This window comes from Paenibacillus sp. lzh-N1 (assembly GCF_002872435.1).
Classification (GTDB): Bacteria; Bacillota; Bacilli; order Paenibacillales; family Paenibacillaceae; genus Paenibacillus; species Paenibacillus polymyxa_C.
In genome coordinates, this window is sequence record NZ_CP025696.1 from 1,416,952 (window position 1) to 1,441,557 (window position 24,606).

General features: G+C 45.0%; 17 protein-coding genes and 1 pseudogene. 13 read left to right on the plus strand and 5 right to left on the minus strand.

Going from position 1 to position 24,606, the window contains the following annotated elements; genetic code table 11:
* Nucleotides 1-79 precede the first annotated feature (79 nt).
* From C0638_RS06475 to C0638_RS06495, 4 genes are all read left to right on the plus strand, one after another.
* A complete protein-coding gene (locus tag C0638_RS06475) occupies nt 80-1,735 on the plus strand; it encodes an SWIM zinc finger family protein (RefSeq protein WP_058711347.1) in 1,656 nt (551 codons plus the stop codon).
* Complete coding sequence (locus C0638_RS06480) at nt 1,732-4,695, plus strand: DEAD/DEAH box helicase (protein WP_058711348.1); 2,964 nt, start codon at nt 1,732-1,734, stop codon at nt 4,693-4,695. Before C0638_RS06475 ends, C0638_RS06480 begins: the two co-directional genes overlap by 4 nt.
* Nucleotides 4,696-4,842: 147 nt before the next feature.
* Entirely contained in the window at nt 4,843-5,187 is a 345-nt protein-coding gene (locus tag C0638_RS06485; protein WP_016820169.1) for a hypothetical protein, read from the plus strand.
* 756 nt (nt 5,188-5,943) lie between these two features.
* Complete coding sequence (locus C0638_RS06495) at nt 5,944-6,879, plus strand: bifunctional helix-turn-helix transcriptional regulator/GNAT family N-acetyltransferase (protein WP_013368925.1); 936 nt, start codon at nt 5,944-5,946, stop codon at nt 6,877-6,879.
* A gap of 123 nt (nt 6,880-7,002) precedes the next feature.
* Here C0638_RS06495 and C0638_RS25590 read toward each other — a convergent pair.
* Nucleotides 7,003-7,572 (minus strand): annotated as a pseudogene (locus C0638_RS25590) (IS3 family transposase); the annotation flags it as partial.
* A 23-nt stretch (nt 7,573-7,595) separates the two neighbouring features.
* The gene (locus C0638_RS06505) at nt 7,596-8,477 is read right to left on the minus strand and encodes a LysR family transcriptional regulator (protein ID WP_013368922.1); all 882 of its coding nucleotides are present in this window, start codon (nt 8,475-8,477) and stop codon (nt 7,596-7,598) included.
* A gap of 122 nt (nt 8,478-8,599) precedes the next feature.
* On the opposite strand from C0638_RS06505, the gene C0638_RS06510 reads away from it, so the two are divergent.
* From C0638_RS06510 to C0638_RS06550, 9 genes are all read left to right on the plus strand, one after another.
* Nucleotides 8,600-9,559 carry an NmrA family NAD(P)-binding protein gene (locus tag C0638_RS06510; protein ID WP_058711350.1) on the plus strand — a complete coding sequence of 320 codons (960 nt, stop codon included), beginning with the start codon at nt 8,600-8,602 and terminating at the stop codon, nt 9,557-9,559.
* A 153-nt stretch (nt 9,560-9,712) separates the two neighbouring features.
* The gene (locus C0638_RS06515; RefSeq protein ID WP_058711351.1) at nt 9,713-10,234 is read left to right on the plus strand and encodes a ClbS/DfsB family four-helix bundle protein; all 522 of its coding nucleotides are present in this window, start codon (nt 9,713-9,715) and stop codon (nt 10,232-10,234) included.
* Between the two features lie 75 nt (nt 10,235-10,309).
* On the plus strand, nt 10,310-10,945 hold the full coding sequence (gene udk, locus C0638_RS06520; protein WP_013368919.1) for a uridine kinase: 636 nt from the start codon (nt 10,310-10,312) through the stop codon (nt 10,943-10,945).
* Between the two features lie 236 nt (nt 10,946-11,181).
* Nucleotides 11,182-12,747, plus strand: a complete 1,566-nt coding sequence (locus C0638_RS06525) for a response regulator transcription factor (protein ID WP_058711352.1) — start codon at nt 11,182-11,184, stop codon at nt 12,745-12,747.
* A gap of 39 nt (nt 12,748-12,786) precedes the next feature.
* Nucleotides 12,787-14,601: a cache domain-containing sensor histidine kinase gene (locus C0638_RS06530; RefSeq protein WP_058711353.1), complete on the plus strand. Its 1,815-nt coding sequence runs from the start codon at nt 12,787-12,789 to the stop codon at nt 14,599-14,601.
* Nucleotides 14,602-14,891: 290 nt separating this feature from the next.
* Complete coding sequence (locus C0638_RS06535; RefSeq protein WP_013368916.1) at nt 14,892-16,181, plus strand: ABC transporter substrate-binding protein; 1,290 nt, start codon at nt 14,892-14,894, stop codon at nt 16,179-16,181.
* Between the two features lie 101 nt (nt 16,182-16,282).
* Nucleotides 16,283-17,179 carry a carbohydrate ABC transporter permease gene (locus C0638_RS06540; protein ID WP_013368915.1) on the plus strand — a complete coding sequence of 299 codons (897 nt, stop codon included), beginning with the start codon at nt 16,283-16,285 and terminating at the stop codon, nt 17,177-17,179.
* Nucleotides 17,176-18,000: a carbohydrate ABC transporter permease gene (locus C0638_RS06545; protein WP_013368914.1), complete on the plus strand. Its 825-nt coding sequence runs from the start codon at nt 17,176-17,178 to the stop codon at nt 17,998-18,000. Before C0638_RS06540 ends, C0638_RS06545 begins: the two co-directional genes overlap by 4 nt.
* A gap of 51 nt (nt 18,001-18,051) precedes the next feature.
* Nucleotides 18,052-21,096, plus strand: a complete 3,045-nt coding sequence (locus C0638_RS06550) for a beta-galactosidase, LacZ type (protein ID WP_058711354.1) — start codon at nt 18,052-18,054, stop codon at nt 21,094-21,096.
* 172 nt (nt 21,097-21,268) lie between these two features.
* On the opposite strand, the gene C0638_RS06555 is transcribed toward C0638_RS06550, so the two are convergent.
* The 3 genes from C0638_RS06555 to C0638_RS06565 all read right to left on the minus strand — a co-directional run bounded on the left by C0638_RS06555 (nt 21,269) and on the right by C0638_RS06565 (nt 24,563).
* Nucleotides 21,269-22,885: a DUF4179 domain-containing protein gene (locus C0638_RS06555; protein ID WP_058711355.1), complete on the minus strand. Its 1,617-nt coding sequence runs from the start codon at nt 22,883-22,885 to the stop codon at nt 21,269-21,271.
* Nucleotides 22,869-23,387 (minus strand): RNA polymerase sigma factor, encoded by a 519-nt coding sequence (locus C0638_RS06560; protein WP_013368911.1) that lies wholly within the window; start codon nt 23,385-23,387, stop codon nt 22,869-22,871. The genes C0638_RS06555 and C0638_RS06560 overlap by 17 nt, the downstream gene beginning before the upstream one ends.
* A gap of 237 nt (nt 23,388-23,624) precedes the next feature.
* Nucleotides 23,625-24,563 (minus strand): YwqG family protein, encoded by a 939-nt coding sequence (locus C0638_RS06565; RefSeq protein ID WP_058711356.1) that lies wholly within the window; start codon nt 24,561-24,563, stop codon nt 23,625-23,627.
* Between the last annotated feature and the right edge of the window lie 43 nt (nt 24,564-24,606).

Consider the following 24,606-nt stretch of genomic DNA (forward strand, 5'->3'; position numbering starts at 1 on the left):
ATTTACATCTGTGAACTGATATAATGGAAGAGTTAAGCTATTATCAGATCAACTATTCTCTCTTAGGAGACTCTTGCATATGAAACCAACCTATCTTATGGATGATATACAGTGGCAGCAGCTCATTCAAAACGTGGCTGACCATTTTAATGATGTGACGATCAAACGAGGTTTTCAGTACTTTAAGCAGGGAAAGGTAAAAGAATTCGCAATGCCTGATGCTGACCATATTGCGGCTGTCGTGGATGGGAATGAGCTCTACGAAGTGGATCTCCACTTGAGTGCTTTTGCTGCTAGCAGATGTACATGCCCTGTTCGCACCAACTGCAAGCATATGATCGCCGTATTGCTGAATTACGCGAATGAACAGGAACGTTCCGTTCATGCATTAGTGAACGCTCATTCGGCGGGATTCACTCGGCTGGCTGCAAGAGCAGACACCCGTACCCCAACTGCTTTCCGGTCGAACCTTTCGCTGGAGCACAAGGAAACAACACGAGATGCTCTCAGTAAAACAGCAAGCAACATACCGGACATGCCCGTTTCCGAATGGCATGATCTGTTTGATCAGTGTATCGCCCTTAATCATGTACACACCCAAAATTCTCAATATGTCCAAAGTGCTTTAGCTTCGATCTATGCCGTGAAGCCGCCGCTCTCATCCGGCATGCAGCAGCTATATGGACTGCATGCTCATCTGCGTGTGTTGGAAAAGCTGGTGCCTCAGACCCCCGTGACGGGTTACCCTACTCATACCTATATGGGTTACTACACACAAATTGCCGCAGATGAGCTTAAAGAAGCGATTGAGCGTGATTTTGAAAGTCCACTGGAGCTGACTGATGAACCGATGCATGAGGCCCGTATGGCAGAAACTTTAGCTTATTTGCGCCGAAGAATGCTGACAGAGTCGCGGAACGGTACTTATTTTTCAGACGCGTATTATCAGTTTTGGCTGTACTGGGTGCATCCTGCAAGGCAGGACTCCAACATATATACGGAGGAATTGCAGCATTTACATGCAGCTGAGGAGGAGCATAGTGCAAGGTTGGCACGGCTTCCGTGGATGCTGGCTCAGAGCTGGATGTATGTTTACCAAGCGCAGGATCATAAAGCCTGGGAACTGCTACAGGAGGCGGAACGGGCTTTTCCACTAAAAATCTCCTCCAGCCAATTGCTGTTGTTCCTACACGCGTTGCGACAGGCCGAAGATTGGGTACGTCTCAAAAACGGACTGCGACATATCGGCCCCCTCCTTCACAGTCATCGGGATGATCATTTACAGGATTATATGCATGATTGGGAGCTGGCTTTGCAGCACCTTCCAGAAGCAGAGGAGGACATGTGGGACACGCTGAAGGGTATGCTTCCATTTGCGGGTGGAATGTATGAAGAGGCTCTACTTGCTCATGAAAAATGGCGGCAATGGATCGACTATCAGCTAAGCATACGCAGTGAACCTTTAAGTTTTCGGGTGAGCGTGCTACAACCTATTGAAAAGAACGCGCCTGAGTTGCTGCTGCCCTTTTACCATCAAGCGGTAGAACGTTATGTGCTGGAAAAAAACAGATCTAGCTATAAAGCGGCGGTTAAGCTGTTAAAGCGCTTGTTCAAGCTGTACAAAAAAATGAAGCAAGAAACACGCTGGGAGCTGTTCTTCACGACCTTTACCAGCCGGCACAGCCGCCTGCGGGCGCTGCAGGAGGAATTGCGGAAAGGGAAATTGTTATCATGAGCCAATATACCGAAACGATTACGGTGCATATTCAATTAACTACCTATGGGGATGCGCTGATCTATGGCGATTCCTCCATGAACTATAGCATTTCCGGTCAAATGTTGAAGCAGCGTTTGTTTGCTTGGCATGAGGCTTCATTTTATGGCACCGAGTTGGAAATTCAGCATGTTCAAGACACAGATATTATCGTATTGCCCTCGGAGCAAGTAATTCCTTTTCTGGCAGAGCAGGAGCTTCTACAGCATATCGAATGGATCTGGGACGAGGCCAATGCCCCGTGGCTTCGGCTGATCCCTCTATTGGCTCACTGTATTGAAACGAAAGCTTATGTGCCCAACTTCACGTCGTTCCAGGCAGGGAAGCTGCAATGGAAGTGGGATGCAGAAGCATTGGAAAACATCCAACCAGCAGAACTTGCTTTGCTGGACAGCCTGGATGAGAACGAGCGCGATGGGCTGGTAGCGGCGTTCTCGGGCGCTGTTTTTCAGCGCTGGTACGGCACTGAAGAGGAAGCCGCTGATTTGCGAAGAGAGTATCCGGTTCTCTTCGCCCCCAATCGACAGGCTGCGGCAGGCCTGGATGCCCAAGCCTGGCTGATCGCCATTGGATGGAAGGCCGATACCGCGCCATTTCGCCCGCTTCTACAACTGCTGGAGCCAGAGCTGGAGGACGACGAGCCATCTTGGAAGCTCAAGCTTGTGTTGCAGGACAAGCAGGACCCGGCCTTGCTGGTGCCTGTACAGCTCGCCGATGATGGATATGCATCCGGCTCATGGCCCGATGCGTGGACGGTGCATGTGCGTGAGCGCTCAGGCGGATGGCTGGAACGCTTGACCGCTATTTTGCCCGCAGGGCAGCGTGCCGGAAGCCGCGATGACATACTGAGTCGCCCGCTCTCCGACGAAGCAGCGTGGCAATTCCTGACGACCGACAGCCAACGTCTGCTGGAAAGTGGTTGGCAGGTGCTGCTGCCGGCTTGGTGGGAGGCAGCCACCCGCAAGAAGCCAAAGCTGCGGGCCAAGGTTCGCCCCGGCGAGGGAGCGGGAGAGCGCTCGAAGGGCAGCTCGCTGTTCGGACTGGACTCGATTGTCCAGTTCGATTGGCGTGTTGCCATTGGCGATGCCGATCTGAGCGAGTCGGAATTCGCCGAGCTGGTCGCTCGCAACGAGCGCTTGGTGCGCTTCCGCGGGCAATGGATCGCGCTTGACCCTGCGCTGCTGGCGCAAATCCGCCGCGCCATGGACGGAATCGACAGCGCTCAGGGATTGTCCTTTCAGGACATTCTGCAGCTGCATCTGCTTGGCAACACCGACGAGCCTGAAGGCGATGCCTCAGGCGAGCAGCCGGAGGACCCGGCACGCTTCCGACTGGAAGTAGAGCTGAACGCTCATCTACTGAAGCTGATCAGCCAGCTCGGACGGCAATCGGAATGGCCCGCTCTGGACGTGCCGGATGGACTGCAAGCCGAGCTGCGGACATATCAGCGGGACGGATACGCATGGCTTGCCTTTTTACGGCGCTTCGGATTGGGCGCCTGTCTGGCCGATGATATGGGGCTCGGCAAAACGGTGCAATTTATTACTTATTTACTGCACCTACAGGAAATTGCCGCTGAGACGGGTGTACGCTCCAGTTCGTTGCTGATTTGCCCGACTTCGGTGCTGGGCAACTGGCAGAAAGAGCTCAGCCGCTTCGCTCCTTCATTAAGAGTCATGCTGCACTATGGAAGCAAGCGGGAACAAGGAGACTTGTTCCGCGAAAAAGTCGAGCAGGCCGATGTCATCCTGACCTCCTTCGCTACAGCAACTCTGGATCAAGAGCTGCTGCAAAGCATGACTTGGGATTCGATCTGTCTGGATGAAGCGCAAAACATTAAAAATGCGCAAACCAAGCAATCCACAGCTGTGCGCAGTTTCCCTGCACGTCATCGTATCGCGTTGACAGGAACACCTATTGAAAATCGGTTGTCCGAACTATGGTCCATTTATGATTTTATCAATCCAGGTTATCTGGGCAGCTCACGCGCCTTCAGCAATCGCTTTATGAATGCTATTGAGAAAGAACATAATGAGCAACGCACGATGGATTTGCAGAAGCTGGTTCAGCCCTTCATGCTGCGGCGCAAAAAGAAGGACCCTGCGATACAACTTGATTTGCCTGACAAGAACGAGATGAAAACATACATTCACCTTACCTCCGAGCAGGGTGCGCTCTATGATCAGATTGTTAAAGAACTGATGGAACGGATGCAGAAGCTGGAGGGGATCGAGCGCAAAGGAGCTATTTTGTCAGCTCTGACCCAGTTGAAGCAGCTTTGTGACCACCCTGCTCTTTTAACTAAGGAGGCGCTTCTGGATGCAGCAGCTTCTGGTTATAGTCAGCCCGATCTTGAAGCAGTCATTAGCCGTTCATCCAAACTGGAGCGCATCCTGGCTATGGTCAAGGAGCTACGGGAAGAGGGCGAGCGCTGCCTTATTTTTACGCAGTATATTGGTATGGGTCAGATGCTCCAGCAGGTACTCGCTCAGGAGCTCCAAGAACCTGTGCTCTATCTAAACGGCAGTACATCCAAAACTGCGCGTGACCGAATGATTGACCAATTCCAATCGCATACGCTCTCTCCTGACGAGCAGCCGTCTGTGTTTATTTTATCGCTCAAAGCCGGGGGGGTGGGTCTCAACCTGACAGCTGCCAATCATGTCTTTCACTTTGATCGCTGGTGGAATCCGGCTGTTGAAAATCAGGCTACAGACCGAGCCTACCGGATGGGACAAACCAAAGATGTACAGGTTCACAAATTTATCTCGTTGGGTACGCTAGAGGAACGCATTGACGAGATGCTGGAGAGCAAGCAGCAGCTCAGCGACCAAATTATCACCAGCACCGAGGGCTGGATTACTGAGCTGTCTACAGACGCGTTAAAAGACCTCTTTACACTACGGCGTGAGTGGGCATAATGATGTTCCAAATCGAACTATAATGTATATGAAGTACCAGTTTGAGTTCACTACATGCCTATTTTTAGGAAGCCGTAGTTTATAGCACGGTCCAAAGCTCCTTTGTGTGCATTTAATATCTCATCACAACAAAGGAGTTGATTTGAAGTGGCCATTCGTCCTCCACAAACGCTGAAATCTACGGGCAGAAAGGTTCCTGTTACGAGATATCGCAATGTGAGTCCAACACAAACCCTTCGTAGATTTACAGTTATCTGGGCTAACAATGATGGTGTACCTTTTAACACGTCTGGATTTTTTGCAACACTCCGGCGTTTAGATGGAACTTTTGTTCAAGCTGCAGGCTTCGACCGCTTTGGTACTGCCCGATTCAACAGAGTCCGCACACCTACGAACCAGCCTTATATTCTGCGTACTTTTAGAGATGATGGAGTATTATTCCGCGTTAGATCCGTACCTGCTGGCGTATCCTCATTTGTCGTTATTGGTTAAGTTCGTACCGAACGCAGCCTAGACGTAGTTAACAAAAAGAGCAGTCAGGAACAGAGCGTATCTGTCCTGACTGCTTTTTTCAAACTACCTATATCTGAACTCCAACGAATTGCTGAGGAAAAGTACTATTGACGAATGGATTAGATTCTGATAATCGGCTCCGTAGACAGAAGCTCTCTTGAGGCGGACCCGGTCAGTTCCAAGGCTGGAATGAGGCCCAGCGGCTCCAATCGGGGATTTTGGAAAGCATTTAGCTCTTGAGCTTTTAAAAAGAGGCGCAAAAGTCTATATGTGGGCAAGAAATCCGGATTCAGTTGGCATCCCGGGATTTATCCCTTTGCAACTTGACATTACAAATCCTGATTCTGTAGCAGCTACAGCAGAGGTTGCGAAAAAATATAAGAGGCCTGAGAAACAACCTGCTTTCAAAAGATCGTTTCTCAAGCTTTTATCTTTCTGTGAACAATGGACTGACGTACTCGGATGCCTGACCAGATGTTGTCCTTTTCGTCAGTGATATGAATAAAACTGGAAGAATGCTTTTCTCGCTGAACAGACAGTCGGCTTATACTGTCGAATTGTTCAGAAGCGTCACGTACATATAAAGCTCTTTAGTAGTTCCGATCTCATGATGATTTTCTGGAAGGGCAGGAGTGGAACGAATTAAATACCTGACTAAGTCAGATAAAATAATTGACTTTGTCAGACATCTCCATTATCATAATATTCCAAATAGTAATTTCAGGAGGTACCTTTATGAATTCAACTTACACGTCAATAGTTCATTCCATTCGAAAATTCAATCGTTTTTATACAAATGTTCTTGGACTGTTAGAGCAGTATTTGCTGGATAGTGAATTTTCTCTATCTGAAGCTCGTGTATTATACGAACTGAATAATATCGAGAATTGTACGTCGAAAAAGTTAATCGAAGCCCTAAGAATGGATTCAGGCTATTTAAGTAGGATGATGAAACGATTTGAGGCATTTAACCTGACTTACAAAGTGCGGTCTGCTGAGGATGGGCGATTATATTTTCTCTATCTCACCGATAAAGGACGGGAGACGCTTGCCAGACTGGACGCGCTTTCCGACCAACAAATTTCCCAAATGGTTGACAAACTGCAAGTACATAACCAAAAAAAGCTTGTGGAGGGCATGGAGATGATCGAAAGTGCTCTCACTGACAACCCTGTTTCCACAGAAGAAAAAATTAGCATACGTTCAGAGATTAGAGCTGGAGATATTGGTTATCTGATTTACCTGCACGGCTGGATATATGCCAAAGAATGCGGATACAATCATGTATTTGAAGGCTATGTCTGCAAAACCTTTTATGAGTTCTTGGAGAACTATAGTCCGGAAAAAGACAGGATATGGCTTGCTGAAGCAAACGGAATAATAATTGGCGCTATTGCGATTATCGGCCATACATCAGAAAAAGCTCAATTGAGATGGTTTATTTTACATCCTGACTTTAGAGGAATGGGGCTTGGGAAAAGGCTGCTGAGTCAAGCGACACAGTATTGCAGGGAAAAAGGTTATCGGCAAGTTTATCTGGAAACAACGGAAGACCAAAAACATGCGATTCATATGTATACACAAGCAGGTTTCAGATTTAAGAAGGAATACCGCAGCAGTGCATGGGGCGTTGACCATGTTGAGCTTACATATGAGTGGAATTTGTCATAATCATTTGCGAGAGCTTAAAATAAAAACACCGCTTTGGTATTATCCCCTTCAAGTAGACAAGATAAAAAAACATCTAGTTGTTGGTCATACCCCTGTCAAGTAGACAGGACTAAAAAGACACTTTTAAGCAGCCGTTTCTCGGTATTCAACCGGGGAACGGTTGTTTAATTTTTTCTGGAATCTACTTTGGTTATAAAATGAGATATATTCACATACCTGTTGTTCTGCCTCAGCAAAGGTTTCGGGTTTGCTTAAATAAATCTTTTCTGTTTTCAGGTGAGAAAAGAAGGACTCTATGCAGGCATTGTCTAGACAGTTTCCTCTCCTGGAATGGCTTCCAAGGATTCCGAGCTTTTAAGCTTGCGGTTAAACGGTTTCGAGGTATACTGAAAACCCTGGTCTGAATGGAGAATAACCCCCTCTATATTTACGTCCTTACTTAGTGCATCTAGTGTTTCGTTAACGAGGGCAAGATCGTTTCGCTGTGAAAGACGCCAAGCGACGATTCCATTGTTAAATAGATCCGGATAACCGACTGAATTCCCCATTTTCTCATGAGTCGGTATACCTTTTTGTGGTTGACCAAGAAGCCTTCCTTACGTAAGGCAACTGCATACGCAGATAACCAAAATAGGGATGAAGACGGTGGATGGACAACATATGAGATTCCAGAAGTTCTTCCTTTTCTTTACGCTATTGTGAGCGAAGAACTTGGTTCAGGTGAGTAATTCTTTTAAAGTTGAAATCCATCGTTTTACTTCTAAGCGCTCTTCACCTCGAAGACAAGCAACGCCATAAATCACTTCTTCAGTGTAGCTTAAAGGAACAAACGAGATCTCGTTATCCTCAACAACCACAAAGTTCGGCAGAACCGAAACACCAAGATCACTTTTTATCATGGTGTGTATTGTATTTATGGTATCTCCATAGGTAAAACTTGACTCAGGACAATTCTCAATAATTTTCCTGTGCATGCTTTTTAGTGTTGGAGGGGATTGGTGCTCGTTAAATAAAATGATCGATTTATGATTTAATTGTTCGAAGGTTAGTTCACGTTCATTCGCAAGAGGATGATTTTGGGGCAAAACACAAACATACGAGCCTTTAAGAACGGGGTAAAAGCAAAAATCAATGTCCTTTCCTAAATTATCTTCTGTAGTAAATATAATATCAAACTTTTGGTTTAATAAGTCATCTTTTTCTCTAGTCAAATTGGATTTTTTTAACTGAATTTGAATCTGTGGATATTTTTCCTTAAATCGCTTAATAATATCCGGCAAAACTTTCTTCTCAAAAACAGTCTCCGTGTAGCCAATGATTAAGGTACTATCATATTTTTCCGAAAGTCGTTTTGCTTTCTTTATGGATTGGTCTAATCTAAATAGAAGCCCTTCAATATCTTCATAAAAACTATTGCCGGCTACAGTCAAATTGACAGTTCTTTTGTTCCGAACGACTAAAACGATTCCCAATTCATTTTCTAAGCTTTTGATGTTGTGACTCACAGCAGGTTGTGTCAAATTTAATTTATTCGCAGTTGTTGAAAAGTTAAGTGTCTCAGCAAGAGAAACAAAGCATTTTAGTTGTTGAATATTCATTTGAAACACCCTTTTAGTAATAAATGTTTTTTATAAATCATAACATAAGGTAATTACACACTTGCGTCAACCTATGATATTCTTTCCTTGTGAAAATTATCACTAGGGAAGAAGGTATCAAAATGCGTTATATTATTACAGGAGTAGATGGTCAATTAGCAAGTCGCGTAGCAGAAACTGTTCTTGAAGAAGTAGATGGTCATAATCTAACTTTCACTTGCATGAAAAAAGATAGAATTCCCAAAGCTAGGGTTCAACGTTGGGAAAATGCAGGAGTAAAAATCTTTGAAATCAATTATGATGACATTCCATCAATGGAACGAGCATTCAAAAATGGTGATCGTATCTATATTGTCTCGGGTCTTGAAGTAGGCAAAAGAGTACAACAACACAAAAATGCGATTGATACGGCAATTAAAGCAGGAATCTCTCACATCACATATAGTTCTTTTATTGGTGCAACGGATCCAAAATATGCTCACGTTTTTGTAACTCCAGACCATACAGCGACTGAAAATTACTTAAAGTCAACAGGTATTGCCTATAATGCAATGAGAAATAATTTATATTTAGAGAACTATCTGACCATGTATCCTATGTTAGCACTAATGTCTGATAATAAATGGTTAAGCACTGCTGGTGAAGGCCGAGCCACTTTAGTTCACAAAGATGACTGTGCAAGAGCCGCAGCCGCAGCTCTCCTTGGAAAAGGCGAAGACAACAAGGCTTATAACATTGTAGGGTCAGAGTCTGTTTCTGTAAGAGATCTTTGTAACCTAATTAAAGAAATTTCTTGTAAAGATCTTGAGTACATTCCTGTCAATCCAGAGCAATATTATGAATACCTGAAAAAGTTACACATTCCCAAAGAAATTACGGGAGATTTCTCTCAATCACCTGTTCCATTCTGTGGCGAAGATCTCATGACCACTGATGCTAGCATTAAAGAAGGTCTTTTAAACGTCGAATCTAATGCAATTGAATTATTGACTGGACAAAAGCCAAAGACAGCTAAAGATATCGTCGAAAAATATAAATATATTTGGGAAGAAAATATCCAAAACTGGCGAGACATGAAATAAAATCTTTAAACACCATCTACACCGTCGCCAGGTATGAGCCCGCACAATGCGGGCTCAATATTTTTATTTTTGAATAAGACATACGGTTGTCATATTGAGAATGGTACATATAAAGGAGTTAGTATCACCCATATCATGTAAAGGAGCGATTAGATGTCTAGCTACGAATATGCTTCCAAATCAGAGTTAAAAGAAGCCATTCATGCCTCCTATTTACGGTTTGACAGTGAGTTCCAAGAGATCGACGAAAGCCATAAGGATACTCGAATCGACGAAGTCGATAAAACACCCACAGAGATGATTGCCTACCAGCTCGGATGGCTTCATCTTGTCATGAGTTGGGACAGAGACGAACGGGAGGGAAAAACCGTCATCATGCCCGCCCCGAATTATAAGTGGAATAGACTAGGCGAACTATACCAATCATTCTACAAGACCTATTCAGACCACTCTCTATATGAATTACGAAATATGCTCAAGCTGGCTGAGCAAACGTGGCTGGATTGGGTGGACACACTCAGTCATGAAGAGCTCTTTACCCAGGGCGTTCACAAGTGGACGGGCACCAATCCGAACTGGCCTATGGCGAGATGGATTCACATCAACTCTGTAGCACCGTTTAAAACATTCAGAGCCAAGATACGGAAATGGAAGAAATACAACGCGCAACAGTGATGAAAAAAAGTGTGCATTGTGCTACAATACTTTAGTTGTATCGGGATACATTTAGGGAAGGGTAAGTGAAACGCCATGCTTATTATTGGTATTGCCGGCGGTACAGGTTCCGGTAAATCGACGGTCGCACGCGCTGTCGTTGAACGTCTGGGATCTAATAAAGTGACTTTCATATCTCAGGATAACTACTATAAAGACCATTCACATCTGAGTTATGACGAACGTGCTTTGGTCAACTATGATCATCCGTTTGCCTTTGACAACGACTTGCTGATTGAGCATCTCCAATGTCTAAAAAAAGGACAAGCGACTCAAGCGCCCGTGTATGACTTTACGGTTCATGCACGCTCCACGGACGAGACGGTAGAGCTTTTGCCAAATCATATCGTTATGTTGGAAGGTCTGCACGTACTGTCAGACGAAAAACTCCGCAGCCTGCTTGATATTAAGGTGTTTGTGGATACGGATCCTGATGTGCGCATTCTTCGTCGGGTTCTTCGCGATATTGAGGAACGCGGTCGCACCATCCATTCGATCCATGATCACTATTTGACGACGGTTAAGCCAATGCACGAGGCATTTATTGAGCCTTCCAAGAAATACGCCGACCTGATCCTTCCTGAGGGAGGACATAACGAGGTCGGTATCCAACTGCTGTCTATTTTGACTGAAAAATATTTGGCAGGAGATCGGACATGGGGTACTGTATAAAGTAATCCCGGTTGTTCAGGCTGTCGAGATTTTCTCGGCAGCCTTTTTTGTCTTTTATATGCCATTTGAACTAAATTATCTTTGGAATCACCGTGTCGTTTATGTTAGCATGTAAAGATTGAATGCATTCGTTTTTAGTTAAAGTTGGAAGCGTTATCAACTATGTCCGTCAGGTGATTAGGCCCTCGCCTTAATGGCGTCTTTTTTGAATAGATATAATTATGGAGAGTGCTGTCATGAATGAGCTATGCAACATTTTGATTGTAGATGATGAGATATTGGTACGACAAGGGATCAAGCATCATTTGTCGTGGGAACAATACGGATTTCGAATTGTAGGTGAGGCCTCCAACGGGAAAGAGGCGCTGGAGCTGATTGAAGCCTTACGTCCTCATATTATCATTACGGATATCGTGATGCCGATCATGGACGGCGAGGAGCTGACACGCATAGTCAGACAGAACTATCCAGATATCGAGGTCATTGTGCTCAGCAGCTACGGCGAGTTTAATTACGTACGCTCCACCTTTCAGCAAGGTGTGGCTGACTATATTTTGAAGCCCAAGCTAGACACAGATGAGCTGCTTCAAGTGCTTCAGCGAACGGCTCGCAAAATCCCATCCATTCAGTATCAGGAAGATGCCGGGAATAATCGAATTACGATAGATCATGTGATCGAAAAATTGATCTCCGGCTATAGCATAGATTATGACGCTGAACTGCTGAAGCAAGCATTTCCTTATCCCCGTTTTGCGCTCATAGGTATAGAACAGTCGGTACAGCAAGATAAGGGGCGCTCTACTACTACCTCTGCTTCGGACCTATTTTCCAAGCTTACAGATCGGTTAGCCTCTGCCTGTGAACATATGGTTCTGCGACAACTGCCATCTGATGTCTATACAGCTGTTTTTTTAGCCAGTTTGGAGCCACGGGAATTAGACGCCTGGATGGCTACGGTTAGGGAAGTTGCTCAAGAGACGAAGCTGGTCGAGCCACAGACAGGCTGGGCGGTCAGCCATCTATTTGATGATTTTAACCAGATTAGCAATGTCTATCAGGATGAGGTGCCGAAGCTGCTAAGTTACAGGTTTTATTTCCCAGAAACGGCGCTACTGATGGAAGATGAACTCCCTCAGCCTGTTCAGGTGAATAGTTCGTTTAACCTAAAACAGTTTACGGAAGAGATGAAGCGTGAGCATTTTGATACGGCTTTTCAGGATTTGAGGTCCTATGTAGCCGCCATGTCCGGCAACTATACCTCTACCGCTTTTGAATTCAAATCGCTGCTCGGAAATATCGTGTTCAACATTACAATTTTGCTCGGGAATCAGGGGTATGATATGAAGGAGCTGGATGCGGCGAAATATTCGTATTTCAAAACAATTAATGATGCTCCTCATGTACATGAAGCCGTGCGGTTGCTGGAGACTTTTTTGGAGGAAGCGAACCGACAGATCCTGGCCAAAACACAGCAAGGAAGTAGTGCAAGCATGAAAAAACTGCTGGAGTATATTGAGGAACATCATGCTGAAACACTCAATTTGACGACCCTTGGGCAATATTTTCATTTTAACCCCTCTTATTTGTCCAGTTATTTTACGGCACACCATACAGAGGGATTTAGCGAGTATCTGAACAAAATCCGGGTTGAGAAGGCTGCTGAATTACTGCGATCGGGGACGCTGCCCATTTCAGATATTAGTAGTACAGTAGGTTATTCGGACCCCAGCTATTTTACTAAAGTGTTCAAAAAAGTGAAGGGCTACTCACCCAGCCAGTACCGCCGGGAGCATCTCCATTAGAGAGCAAGCGCATATCTGCCAGCAGAAAAGAGATTAAATATGAAAAGATATATCCACAAGATCAAATATCAAGGTCTGTTCTTCAAAATCTTTATTGTTATGGTGGTCAGCATCACTGCGGTGTCCTTGCTGACCTCTTTGGTGACGATTCGAATGTCTGAACGACTATTCGCTGAGACATTCAGTATTACGAATGCCAAGGTGCTTAGCCAGATTCAATCCAGCTTTGAATCCTTCAATGACTCTATCGTGAATGCTGTAACCCATGCTTCGGAAAATGGAACCGTCAAAAACTATTTGACTGGCGGCCAATCTGACTCAATTAACTCGGCAAGGATTTACTTTGGTATGGCACAGCAAATGAAGCAAATTAAATCGAACGTCGATGCTTATGATGTCGGTGTCGCTGTAACAGGGATGAACGGTCGGAGCTTTTACTCCGACTCGTCCTATTGGCCTGTAACTGCGGAACAGCTTAAGAGCAGTGCCATTACAGCCCGAAGCGTGGCACGACCAGCACAGCTTATGTATCAAATGGATACGGAGTTGTTTCATCAACAAATGAATAGCACTGCACAGAAGCCAACTCCCTATATTATTGCCTCCAAAGTATTTATGGAGCGAACGAGCGGCACCATGTACGGTATGATCTACATCGCTATCCGAGAGCCGGAATTTCGGCGTTTTTATAACAATTTCACGAGTAATGGTAATGATGTGCTGATTTTGGACAAATCAGGACTGATTGTATCAAGCAACCGCCAGGACCTGATCGGACAACGCTCCAGTGAACTGCTGGGCTATGCCACCAAAATCAATGAACAGGGACTGAACTATATTAATGCAGATGTGATGAATAAGGAGAGTATCGTTCTTTCCAACTATATTCCTTCATTTGATTTTTATCTGGTGAACATGATCGATAGACAAACGGCGGTTGGGCAAATTATTGACGTTAAATCTGTTGTATGGATCTGTATCGCCATCGTACTGATTGCTTTGGTGATTGTTTTCCTCATTTCCCGTCGCCTGATCCGTTCACTGACTCGGCTGGTCAAGCAAATGTCGACGATACGCGAGAAAAATTTTGATAATTATATCCCGGTCACAGGCAGCTACGAGGTCAGACAATTAAGTCATGCTTACAACTACATGCTCGATGAACTAAATGATTATATTCATAAGCTTTTAGAAACGCAAAAAGGCCAACGAAATGCAGAGCTTGCTGCACTACAACGGCAGATCAATCCACATTTTCTGTACAATACATTGGCTTCCATCAAAATGCTAGTGCTCAAAGGAAACAAGGAAACCGCCGCCGAGACGATTAATGCGCTCATTTCCCTGCTGCAAAATACAATCAGCAATGTGAACGAAACGATCACCATCGAGCAGGAAATGGCCAACATGCAAAATTATGTATTTATTAATCATGTACGTTACGGGCAACGGGTACAAGTGAATTATTTTGTATCCCCCGATTGTCTGGAGTACCATGTGCCCAAACTCATCATTCAGCCTTTCATCGAAAACTCCTTTTTCCATGCGTTTAATGAGAAGAATGCAGGGCACATCTATATATTGGTGTCTAAAACAGAGGATACATTAATCTGTGAAGTGGTCGACGATGGAGACGGTATGGATTTGGATGGGCATACAGTGCAAGACGGACTGCCGAATCCCAAGAGCAAACGCCAACTATTTACGGGCATCGGCATCCAGAATGTACACAATCGCATTACCCTTCTGTATGGAGAAGAATATGGCGTAACCATCTCTAGCAAGAAGGGCGAGGGCACCAAAGTAAGAATGACCCTGCCACTGATCCTAAAACCCGTCCCTCCTACCCCATAAAAATATAGGCTGAACTAAACAAAGAAGGTGAAACAAGAACGGAGTGGGCGGAATGATGCTTCGTGAAGAACTTTAGTTCAGTCTATAAAAAGTACCTAAAACTAAAGAAAGTACAAATGTAAGCGGTGCCTTTTTAGATAAATCATAATAATAAGACCAATCTGTATAAAGATATTCCTAACTGCCAGCAAAGCAAGGATGATAAACTAAATTCATAAACAAGGTAACCGCTTTCAAAAAAAGTTTTACATGATTAGTAACATATAAAAAAAGAGTAGGGGTTGAACAAAATGAAAAAAATGTCTTTCCTTCTGCTGATCGCAAGCTTGATCTTGCTATCCGCGTGCTCCAGCAATTCCGAGAAAGCAGCTACGACCACAGATTCAGGCAAGAAAGAAATCACAGTCTGGGCTTGGGACCCGAACTTTAATATCGCAGCCCTGAAGCTGGCAAAAGATCGCTATGTTGCCAAACATCCAGATGTAACCGTAAACATTGTTGAATATGCTCAAAACGATATCGTACAAAAAATGAATGCCGGCCTCAACTCCGGTTCTACTAAAGGATTGCCGAACGTGGTTCTAATTGAGGATTACCGGGCACAGAACTTCCTGCAAGCCTATCCCGATTCTTTCCATGATATGACTAATTCGATCAAAGCATCCGACTTCGCGGATTATAAAATCGGACCGACTAGCTACAACGGCAAGCAATACGGTGTTCCATTCGACTCCGGTGTTATGGGACTGTATGTAAGAACGGATTATCTGGAACAAGCCGGCTACAAAGTAGCGGACTTGACCAATATTGATTGGGACAAATTTATCGAAATCGGTAAAGCTGTAAAACAAAAAACAGGCAAAGATATGCTGACTCAAGATCCGAATGACCTGGGTCTGATCCGTGGCATGATCCAAACTGCAGGTTCTTGGTACCTGAAAGAAGACGGTAAAACACCAAACCTGGCTGGTAACCCAGCTCTGAAGGAAGCACTCTTGACGTACAAATCCTTGTTCGACGCTAACATTGTTAAAATGAATGCCGACTGGAGTCAATTCTTGGCCGCGTTCAACAGCGGTGCAGTTGCTTCCGTACCTACAGGTAACTGGATTACGCCTTCGATTAAAGCTGAAGCTTCGCAATCCGGTAAATGGGCTGTAGTTCCTTTCCCTAAGCTGAAAAATATACCTGAATCCGTGAATGCTTCCAGCCTCGGCGGCAGCTCCTGGTATGTCCTCAACTCGGACGGTCAAGATACCGCTGCTGATTTCCTGAAAGAAACATTCGGTTCAGATCCAGAGCTGTATCAAGATATGCTGAGCAAAATCGGAATTGTCGGTTCATTGAACGCTGCTTCCAGCGGTAAAGCTTATGACGTGGAAGATGCTTACTTCGGTGGCGACAAAGTATACAAGAAGTTTGCTGATTGGACTAAACAAGTTCCAAAAGTCAATTATGGCCTGCACACTTATGCCATTGAGGACATCATGACCGTTGAAATTCAAAACTACCTGAACGGGAAAGATGTAGACACAGTTCTGAAGGACGCTCAAGGACAAGCGGAAGCACAGCTTAAATAAGACAGTCCATCTAGCCAAGGCTAAACAATAAAACGATAAGCACTTAAAACCTTGGGCTTGCGAGTTCAAGGTTTTATTGCTGCATAGGGAGTTGACATGGTATGAAGACAGCCGCGCCCAAAATGACTACAACACGTCTCAAAGCAGGTATGACAGGATGGTTGTTCATATCCATCGCAGTGATCATGATTGCCGCCTTTTATTTTTATCCGATGATTCAGGCGCTGATCTTATCCTTTAAAACGGGTACAGGGTCTAATCTGAGTTTTAACGGCATTGATAACTATAAGCGCCTGTTCACCGACAAAATGTTCATCACCGCCGTAAAGAATACGTTTATCTACTTAATTTTCCAGGTACCTTTAATGGTCATTCTGGCTCTGTTCATTTCCGTATTGTTGAACGATAAAAACCTGAAATTCAAGGGCTTTTTCCGCACTGCCATCTTCTTGCCGTGTATCACATCTCTTGTAGCCTATTCGGTTGTTTTCAAGTATCTGTTCTCATCTGACGGTTTGGTAAACTCCTTGTTGCTGAATCTGCATGTGATTGGTACGCCAATCCAATGGATTACAGATCCTTTCTGGGCCAAAGTAACAATTATTATCGCGATCACATGGCGCTGGACCGGGTACAACATGATCTTTTATCTGTCGGGTCTTCAGAACATTGACAGCTCTATCTACGAAGCAGCCCGCATTGACGGAGCTTCCCCGATTCGGCAGTTTTTCAGCATTACCGTTCCACTGCTTAAGCCGATTATCCTGTTCACCTCGATTACATCGACGATTGGTACACTCCAGCTCTTCGATGAAATTATGAATATTACGAAGGGTGGGCCAGGTAACGCGACATCTTCTATTTCGCAATATATCTATAATCTGTCCTTCAAGTATTCATCCGACTTTGGTTATGCGGCGACCGTATCTTATTCCATCGTCATTATGATCATTATCTTGTCGATTATCCAGTTTAAAGTGGCAGGTGAGAAAAAATGATGAAAACAAAAAGAGCATTTACGTACGCCTTTCTGATTCTTGTATCATTCATTTCGATTTTCCCGTTCCTGTGGATGCTATCCAGCTCCACGAACCTGTCAGTCGATGTGACCAAAGGCAAACTTCTGCCTGGCTCCCATCTGATGGATAACATGCACAATCTGCTGGAACAAGTAGACATCGTTACTGCACTCAGTAATTCTGCAAAGGTTTCCATCTCAACGACGTTGCTAGCTATGCTCATTGCATCACTGGCTGGCTATGGCTTTGAAATTTACAGAAGCAAAGCGAAAGACGTTGTCTTCAATATCCTGCTGATGTCGATGATGATTCCGTTTGCGGCAATCATGATCCCGCTTTACCGGATGTTCGGCAGCATTTCTAATGTCATACCATGGATCGGCATTGATACGCTCTCTTCTGTCGTTATTCCGACTGTAACTACGGCGTTCCTGATCTTCTTTTTCCGTCAAAGCACCAAGATGTTTCCCAAGGATCTGCTGGAAGCTGGCCGGATGGATGGATTATCCGAGCTGGGTCTGTTCTTCCGGGTGTATATGCCTACGATGAAAACAACCTATGCCGCTGCCGCAATCATCACATTCATGTCCAGCTGGAACAACTACCTCTGGCCTCTGATTGTACTGCAAACGCCAGAAAATCAAACCATCCCGCTGTTGATCTCGAACCTCGGCTCCAGCTATGCACCGGACTACGGCGTTATCATGATCGCCATTGTCCTGTCCACACTGCCGACTGCACTGGTATTCTTCCTAATGCAGAAGCACTTTGTCGCAGGTATGGTCGGCTCGGTAAAATAATAGATTTCTGTGTACGATCTTCATTCAATTTAAAAATAAGGAGTGTTCGCCTTGACCATTCATACCCCTAGTCTGGACTGGCTCACCGATGTGACCAAGTTCGCGGTAAATCGCTTGCCTGCCTATTCCGACCATAAGTATTACGCCACGCTTCAGGAAGCAGAGCACCAGGCCGATATGGCCTGGCGTCACAGCCTGAATGGGAGCTGGAAGTTCAACTATGCGACGAATCCGGCCACTCGCCCAGTAGAATTCTATGCCCCTGACTTTGAGTATGGCGGCTGGAGCGATATTCAGGTACCAGGTCATATTCAGACACAAGGCTTCGGCCAAATGCAGTACGCCAATACGATGTACCCGTGGGACGGACATTCAGACGTTCGTCCACCCCATATTCCAGAAGACCACAATCCGGTCGGTAGCTATATCAAAAGATTTGTTTTGCCCGAAAATATGGCTTCTGACGCGCAACCTGTGTTCATCTCTTTTCAAGGTGTCGAGTCGGCCTTCTATGTATGGCTGAACGGACAATTTGTCGGTTACAGCGAGGACAGTTTTACACCGTCTGACTTTGAGCTAACACCCTACCTGCAAGCTGGTGAAAACAAGCTGGCGGTAGAGGTATATCAAAGAAGTACAGGAGCTTGGCTGGAGGATCAGGATTTTTGGCGTTTTTCCGGCATTTTCAGAGACGTATATCTGTACACGATCCCTACTGTTCACGTACGCGACCTGCATGCCAAGGCGGATCTGGATGCTACCTACACGCAGGGTCTGCTGGAATTGAAACTGACTTTGGAACAACCGGCAACGGCCCATACAACTGTCGATGTGAAGGATGCCGCCGGTCATATCGTAGCTTGTTTAAAAGCTGACTTTACAGACGGCATCGCCTCGCTGTCGGCAACCTTGGAGCAAGTAGAGCGCTGGAGCGCGGAGAAACCTTATTTGTACACGTTGTTCATTCAAATTTATGATGCTGATGGATCACTTGTCGAGGTGATCCCACAAAAGGTCGGCTTCCGCAAATTCGAGATGGTCAACAAGGTCATGCATCTGAACGGCAAGCGCATCGTCTTTAAAGGTGTGAACCGTCATGAATTCAACGCTCGTACCGGACGTGCGATTTCCCGTGAAGATATGCTGTGGGATATTCGGACACTCAAGCAGAACAATATGAACGCTGTCCGTACCTCTCATTACCCGAATCAGACACTGTGGTATGAGCTCTGCGATGAATACGGGATATACGTGATTGACGAAATGAACTTGGAAACACACGGTTCCTGGCAAAAACTCGGCGCAGTCGAGCCTTCGTGGAATATTCCGGCCAATCTGCCGGAGTGGCAGGATATCGTTATGGATCGTGCCATTTCCATGCTGGAACGGGACAAAAACCATGCATCCATTCTGATCTGGTCTTGCGGAAATGAGTCGTATGCAGGTGAAGTGCTGCGCAATGTCGCTAACTATTTCCGGTCCACCGATCCGAGCCGTCTGGTACACTACGAAGGCGTGTTTCACAATCGTACGTACGATGATACCAGCGATATGGAGAGCCGGATGTACGCCAAGCCCGCAGATATTGAGCAATACTTAAACGACAATCCACAAAAGCCGTATATCAGTTGCGAATACATGCATGCAATGGGCAATTCCGTAGGCGGCATGCACAAGTATACCGAGCTGGAGAACAAATATGAGCTGTATCAGGGCGGTTTCATTTGGGATTATATCGATCAGGCGGTTATGAAAAAAGATCGCTACGGACGCGAGTACCTCGCGATCGGCGGCGACTTTGACGACCGTCCAACAGACTATGGTTTCTGTACAGACGGAATTGTCTATGCAGACCGGAAGGTTTCACCGAAGATGCAGGAGGTCAAATTCCTGTACCAAAATCTGAAGCTCATCCCGGATACCAAAGGTGTGACCATTCGCAACGAAAACCTGTTCGAGGGTACAGGGGAATACGAGCTGGTATACAGCCTGCTGCATGAAGGTCAAGAGATCGCGCGAAATGTGAGTCATGTGGATGTGGCGGCTCAGACCGAAGCCTATATTCCATTGACGTTCCCAAGCACAGACGAGAAGCCTGGGGAATATGTCATTCACACGGCGCTTGTATTGAAGGAAGCGACGCTCTGGGCTAAGGCTGGGCATGAAGTGGCCTTTGGACAACATATTTTCATTGTGGAAGATCCAAATCCGCTGAAAGCTCCAATAGGTGAAGCCCTACGAGTGGTGCATGGTGATGTAAATATTGGCGTTCACGGTACAGATTTCACCATCATGTTCTCCAAAGGAGCAGGCAGCCTGACTTCACTTCGCTACGCTGGACGTGAGATGATCGCTACGCCTCCTGCTCCGCTGTTCTGGCGAGCGACCACAGACAATGATCGGGGAACGGCACTGGGTTTTGAAGCTGGTGGCTGGTTCGCTGCAAGCCTGACGCGTAAATGTGTGGGTATTGAGGTCACGGAAGAGCAGACAGACCGTGTGACCATTACGTTCCGCTACACCCTAAGCATTCATGCTGACGTACAGGTAACGGTAACCTACACCGTCCTGGCGGATGGCAGTTTGAACGTAAAATCCACCTATGAAGGTGTATCAGGGCTGCCTAACCTGCCGATCTTTGCCCTTTCGTTCAAGGTTCCAGCGGACTATCGCCATCTGGACTGGTATGCGATGGGACCGGAGGAGAATTACATTGACCGAGCCCTTGGTGCTAGACTCGGCGTATTCCGCAACGAAGCTGCGGATAATGTGTCCGGGTATGTCGTGCCACAGGAATCCGGCAACCGTACAGGCGTGCGCCGGGTCGATATTACCGACGATTCCCAGCGAGGCATTCGCATTACAGCACCTGCCACCGCACCAGTGGAATGCAATATTTCGCCGTATACAGCGTTTGAGCTGGAAAGTGCAGGCCATCTGTATGAACTGCCCAATGTGTATTACACCGTTGTCACCGTAGCTGGCAAGCAAATGGGCGTAGGCGGCGACGACAGCTGGGGTGCTCCGGTACATGAGGAATATCAAATTCCGGCTGATCAAAAGCTGGAATTCGAGTTTACCGTGCAGCGGATATAAATAAACTCTCCGTATAGACAAGTATATGTAATAAAAGCCCTTCCGCTGCTTCCCTCATGGAAAGCCGGAAGGGCTTTAATATTTACGTACCAAATAGTTGTACTTATCCTAATCGTATGGACTACTCTTCCTAAATTGACCTTATCTGTAGAATAGGCGGTGAACACCCTATCTATTTCAAAACAACTTCAATATTACGTCCAGGATCGCTGTACTTGTAGAGGCCAGGATTTAGTTCCAATTTTCCGTCTAATTCAATATCTTTATAACGGTCAACATTAACTCCTGTGGATACCATACCCTTCGCAATGATCTCAGGTACTACTTCTTTGTCGTTAATTCGCATCGTTGTTTGGTTGACACCTTTGAAGCCAGGGGAAACGGATTTCGATTCGACAATCAAATCTTTTCCCTCTGTATAGTATGTGAAATCAATTTGATAACCGTCTACATTAAGCTCAGCGAACTGTTTTTCTTCTTTGGGTTTATGAAGAGTAATCCAATTCTTGGAAGTATCACGTTTCTGGATGACAGCATCTTTCAATATAAGTTTCATTGGAACATCAGACCAGTCCTTATACCACTCTGAGGATTCAAATTGATATAAGTGTTGATAATTTTCAGGACCAGCCCCTTTAAGATTCCATCCTCCGTTAATTTTTTTATCACCTATAACCAACTGAGCCGTTTTATAATGGACATTTCCTTTTTTAAGTGAATCACGCTCTGTTACTAGAATTTCAATATCCAAGGGGGTAATAATCAGTTGGTCTAAGGTAGCGCCTGTATTTTCCCGGAATTCAGCGCTGCTATGCAGCTTCTTAGAATAAATCGCTTCACTTGCTTTTTTTCCATCCGCTTCAAATTCGAACTTCCAAGTACCTTCAATTCGTTTTGCTTCCTCAATGTAACAGAAATGAAGGTTTGCCTTTCTCCAATCTTGTGCAGTCATGTTGAATACCTGCTCAATATGCAACTCTGGGCTGTCACTAGGTAGAATGGTTGGGATGGCGTCTATTTCTTTGTCTCCCACTTTCATTACCAAATGCGGGTTCCCACGTCCTAAATCGGATGGAGCTGCAGCAACTCTAAAGCGGACAACAGTCTTGTTATTGGTTTGTCGAACGGATTCTATATATATGTTAGGATACTGCTTGGTCCCCGTAACGAGGGTATCCCCAGCTTGATGATTCGTCTTTAAAGGAATATCCTGATTACGATAAAAAATTAGATTCTGTGCCTCAAGTGTATAATTTTTTTTACGATCCTTTAATGTATCAACAGTTTCATAAATGCCTAGGAGTTTCTTGCTTTTAGGATCGTAATTCAAATATCCGTGTGCTCGTTCCTTGTTATTAGAATTGCTAGTTACCATAGTTTTCTCTATAGCAAACCCAATATAACTGCTTGGGTCGGTTCCCGGATCCAGAGAGATGAGCATTTTCATTTTTTCGCCATCTGTTACAACACCATTCAAATTCATCGTAATGCCTGCATTGGTTGCTTTTAGATCATACCGCTGGCCAATACCATTATTTATCGCATTGGTTACACTACGTCCGCCTATTCTATCCCAATTGATAGTCACACTAGCGAATACAGGGATGGCAATGAGCAGAAAACATGAGAATACAATACTCGCAGGAACAATTTTTGTTCTATGCATAGGTGCTTCCTGTGACTGTTGCAGAGTTGCTTTTCGTTTGGTTGCTTCCTGTTCTATATTTACCCACATTGCATCATATTCGGGTTGAGGAATGTGCTGTTCTTTCTCAAAATACCGACTCACTGCTATTCATCTCCTTTACTTGGGATACCACCATTTTTTTTAGCAGTTTAAGCCCTCGATTTAATCTGGATTTAGCTGTTCCTTCGGGTATATTTATAACTCTAGAGATCTCCGGCACAGTCAATTCGTTTACATAACGAAGGACCACGACCATTCGAATTTTATCTGGAAGCTTGTTATATAGCTGGTGTAGCTCTGTCTTAGTTTCTCGATGATATAAGCTCTCTTCCACCGGATTAAATGAATGAGGACGTGACAATAAAAAAGTTCGTATTTCCTTCATCAGCCCAGTTTTTCGCCTTCTAAGCACATTGCTGCACTCATTGGAAGCAATTCGTAAAATCCATGATTTGAGATCTTGTACTTTGGACCTGTCGGCCAAGATTGCTTTGACAAATACCTCCTGGCAAACATCTTCTGCATCTGCTTGATTTTGCATCAGATAATAACAAAAATAATATATCTGTTCCTTATATAGTTCAAACAGCTCTCGATCAGTCATATACGTGCACCTCCCTTGTTGTGGTCTCATCTATTAAGACTATTAACGGAGTACAATCGTTCATTTACATCGAAAAAAGGCAGTCCTATATAGGACCACCTATTATTGATCGTTCAATTCCCAACGCTCGGATACTGTGCCACATGCTCAATTCACTTCTTTTATCAATCAAAAAAACCACCCTGCTCTAACCCCTGTCATTAGCCTCCAAAATAAACATGAGTCCTGGCGACCCGGCTAGCTTGTAGCCAGATTAACATATGTTCGCGAGAAATCAAGGTTCTTCAAATCCCTTTGATCTATAAAAAACTCCAAATACCCTGCGTCCCACCAGCACATACCAACCTCATTCAAGGATGATACAGAGAGCAAAACATGCCAATTTTCCGAAGCTTGATCGTGCTTTTCCCGATTCGCCTGGTATTCTTGCAGCTGAGGCAGCACTTCGGATCGTAAATGCTCCGCATACTCCGTACTTCCCCTATGCATAGCTTGCTCGGCTTCCTGATGGATCTGACCCTCACTCTTATGCCAATTAAACAGAAGACCCTTTAGCCCGTTACGGCACAGATAAGCATCCCGACGAGTGTTCCCGGCAAAAGACTGATGCTGCCCCCACACCGTGTCGCTATGTTCATATAAAAGCTCATAAAGCTCTTCGTACTGATCTAATAGAATATCTCCTAGCTCACCCTCCGATGGTAGCGTCAGGATCGGATGAAAAGAAATTGCATACGCAGTGAAATCCCGTTGATCCGCCGACACCTCTACGCGCCCAGCGGGCGGTAATGTTTTCTGCAAAGCACTGCTGTCGCCGTTATAATAAAAGATTTTATGCTCAATATCGTAAGCTGGCTCATCCAGCCCAAGAAAAAAGTATAGTATACCTTGATGAGGCAATCCCTCAAATGGTGAAAAAGGCAACTCGCTTAGATTGATTTGCGCAATAAACGTATAATATTCTCCATCTGAATTACACGGCCACTCGATCGAAGGAGGTAAATCTGGATAGCCGGCGATCCGACTATTTCCAACGTGTTCATAGTTTTCCTCATGCTCTAGCTGAAATTGTATAGTAGCTTCGGCTTCCTGATAGATCTCTTCTTTTAACTCATCATCAAGTGAATGCTCTTCGAGTATTCGAGTCAGTTCTTCCTTTAATGGTGGTTGCAGCATCTCACTCGCCCCTTTTGACAAAGTATTATGTATTGATTGCTCT

Excerpts from the sequence above, each read along its gene's own strand:
- C0638_RS06475 (WP_058711347.1), top strand. The coding sequence starts at position 80 with ATGAAACCAACCTATCTTATGGATGATATACAGTGGCAGCAGCTCATT.
- C0638_RS06480 (WP_058711348.1), top strand. The coding sequence starts at position 1,732 with ATGAGCCAATATACCGAAACGATTACGGTGCATATTCAATTAACTACC.
- C0638_RS06495 (WP_013368925.1), top strand. The coding sequence starts at position 5,944 with ATGAATTCAACTTACACGTCAATAGTTCATTCCATTCGAAAATTCAAT.
- C0638_RS06505 (WP_013368922.1), bottom strand. The coding sequence starts at position 8,477 with ATGAATATTCAACAACTAAAATGCTTTGTTTCTCTTGCTGAGACACTT.
- C0638_RS06510 (WP_058711350.1), top strand. The coding sequence starts at position 8,600 with ATGCGTTATATTATTACAGGAGTAGATGGTCAATTAGCAAGTCGCGTA.
- C0638_RS06515 (WP_058711351.1), top strand. The coding sequence starts at position 9,713 with ATGTCTAGCTACGAATATGCTTCCAAATCAGAGTTAAAAGAAGCCATT.
- udk (WP_013368919.1), top strand. The coding sequence starts at position 10,310 with ATGCTTATTATTGGTATTGCCGGCGGTACAGGTTCCGGTAAATCGACG.
- C0638_RS06525 (WP_058711352.1), top strand. The coding sequence starts at position 11,182 with ATGAATGAGCTATGCAACATTTTGATTGTAGATGATGAGATATTGGTA.
- C0638_RS06530 (WP_058711353.1), top strand. The coding sequence starts at position 12,787 with ATGAAAAGATATATCCACAAGATCAAATATCAAGGTCTGTTCTTCAAA.
- C0638_RS06535 (WP_013368916.1), top strand. The coding sequence starts at position 14,892 with ATGAAAAAAATGTCTTTCCTTCTGCTGATCGCAAGCTTGATCTTGCTA.
- C0638_RS06540 (WP_013368915.1), top strand. The coding sequence starts at position 16,283 with ATGAAGACAGCCGCGCCCAAAATGACTACAACACGTCTCAAAGCAGGT.
- C0638_RS06545 (WP_013368914.1), top strand. The coding sequence starts at position 17,176 with ATGATGAAAACAAAAAGAGCATTTACGTACGCCTTTCTGATTCTTGTA.
- C0638_RS06560 (WP_013368911.1), bottom strand. The coding sequence starts at position 23,387 with ATGACTGATCGAGAGCTGTTTGAACTATATAAGGAACAGATATATTAT.
- C0638_RS06565 (WP_058711356.1), bottom strand. The coding sequence starts at position 24,563 with ATGCTGCAACCACCATTAAAGGAAGAACTGACTCGAATACTCGAAGAG.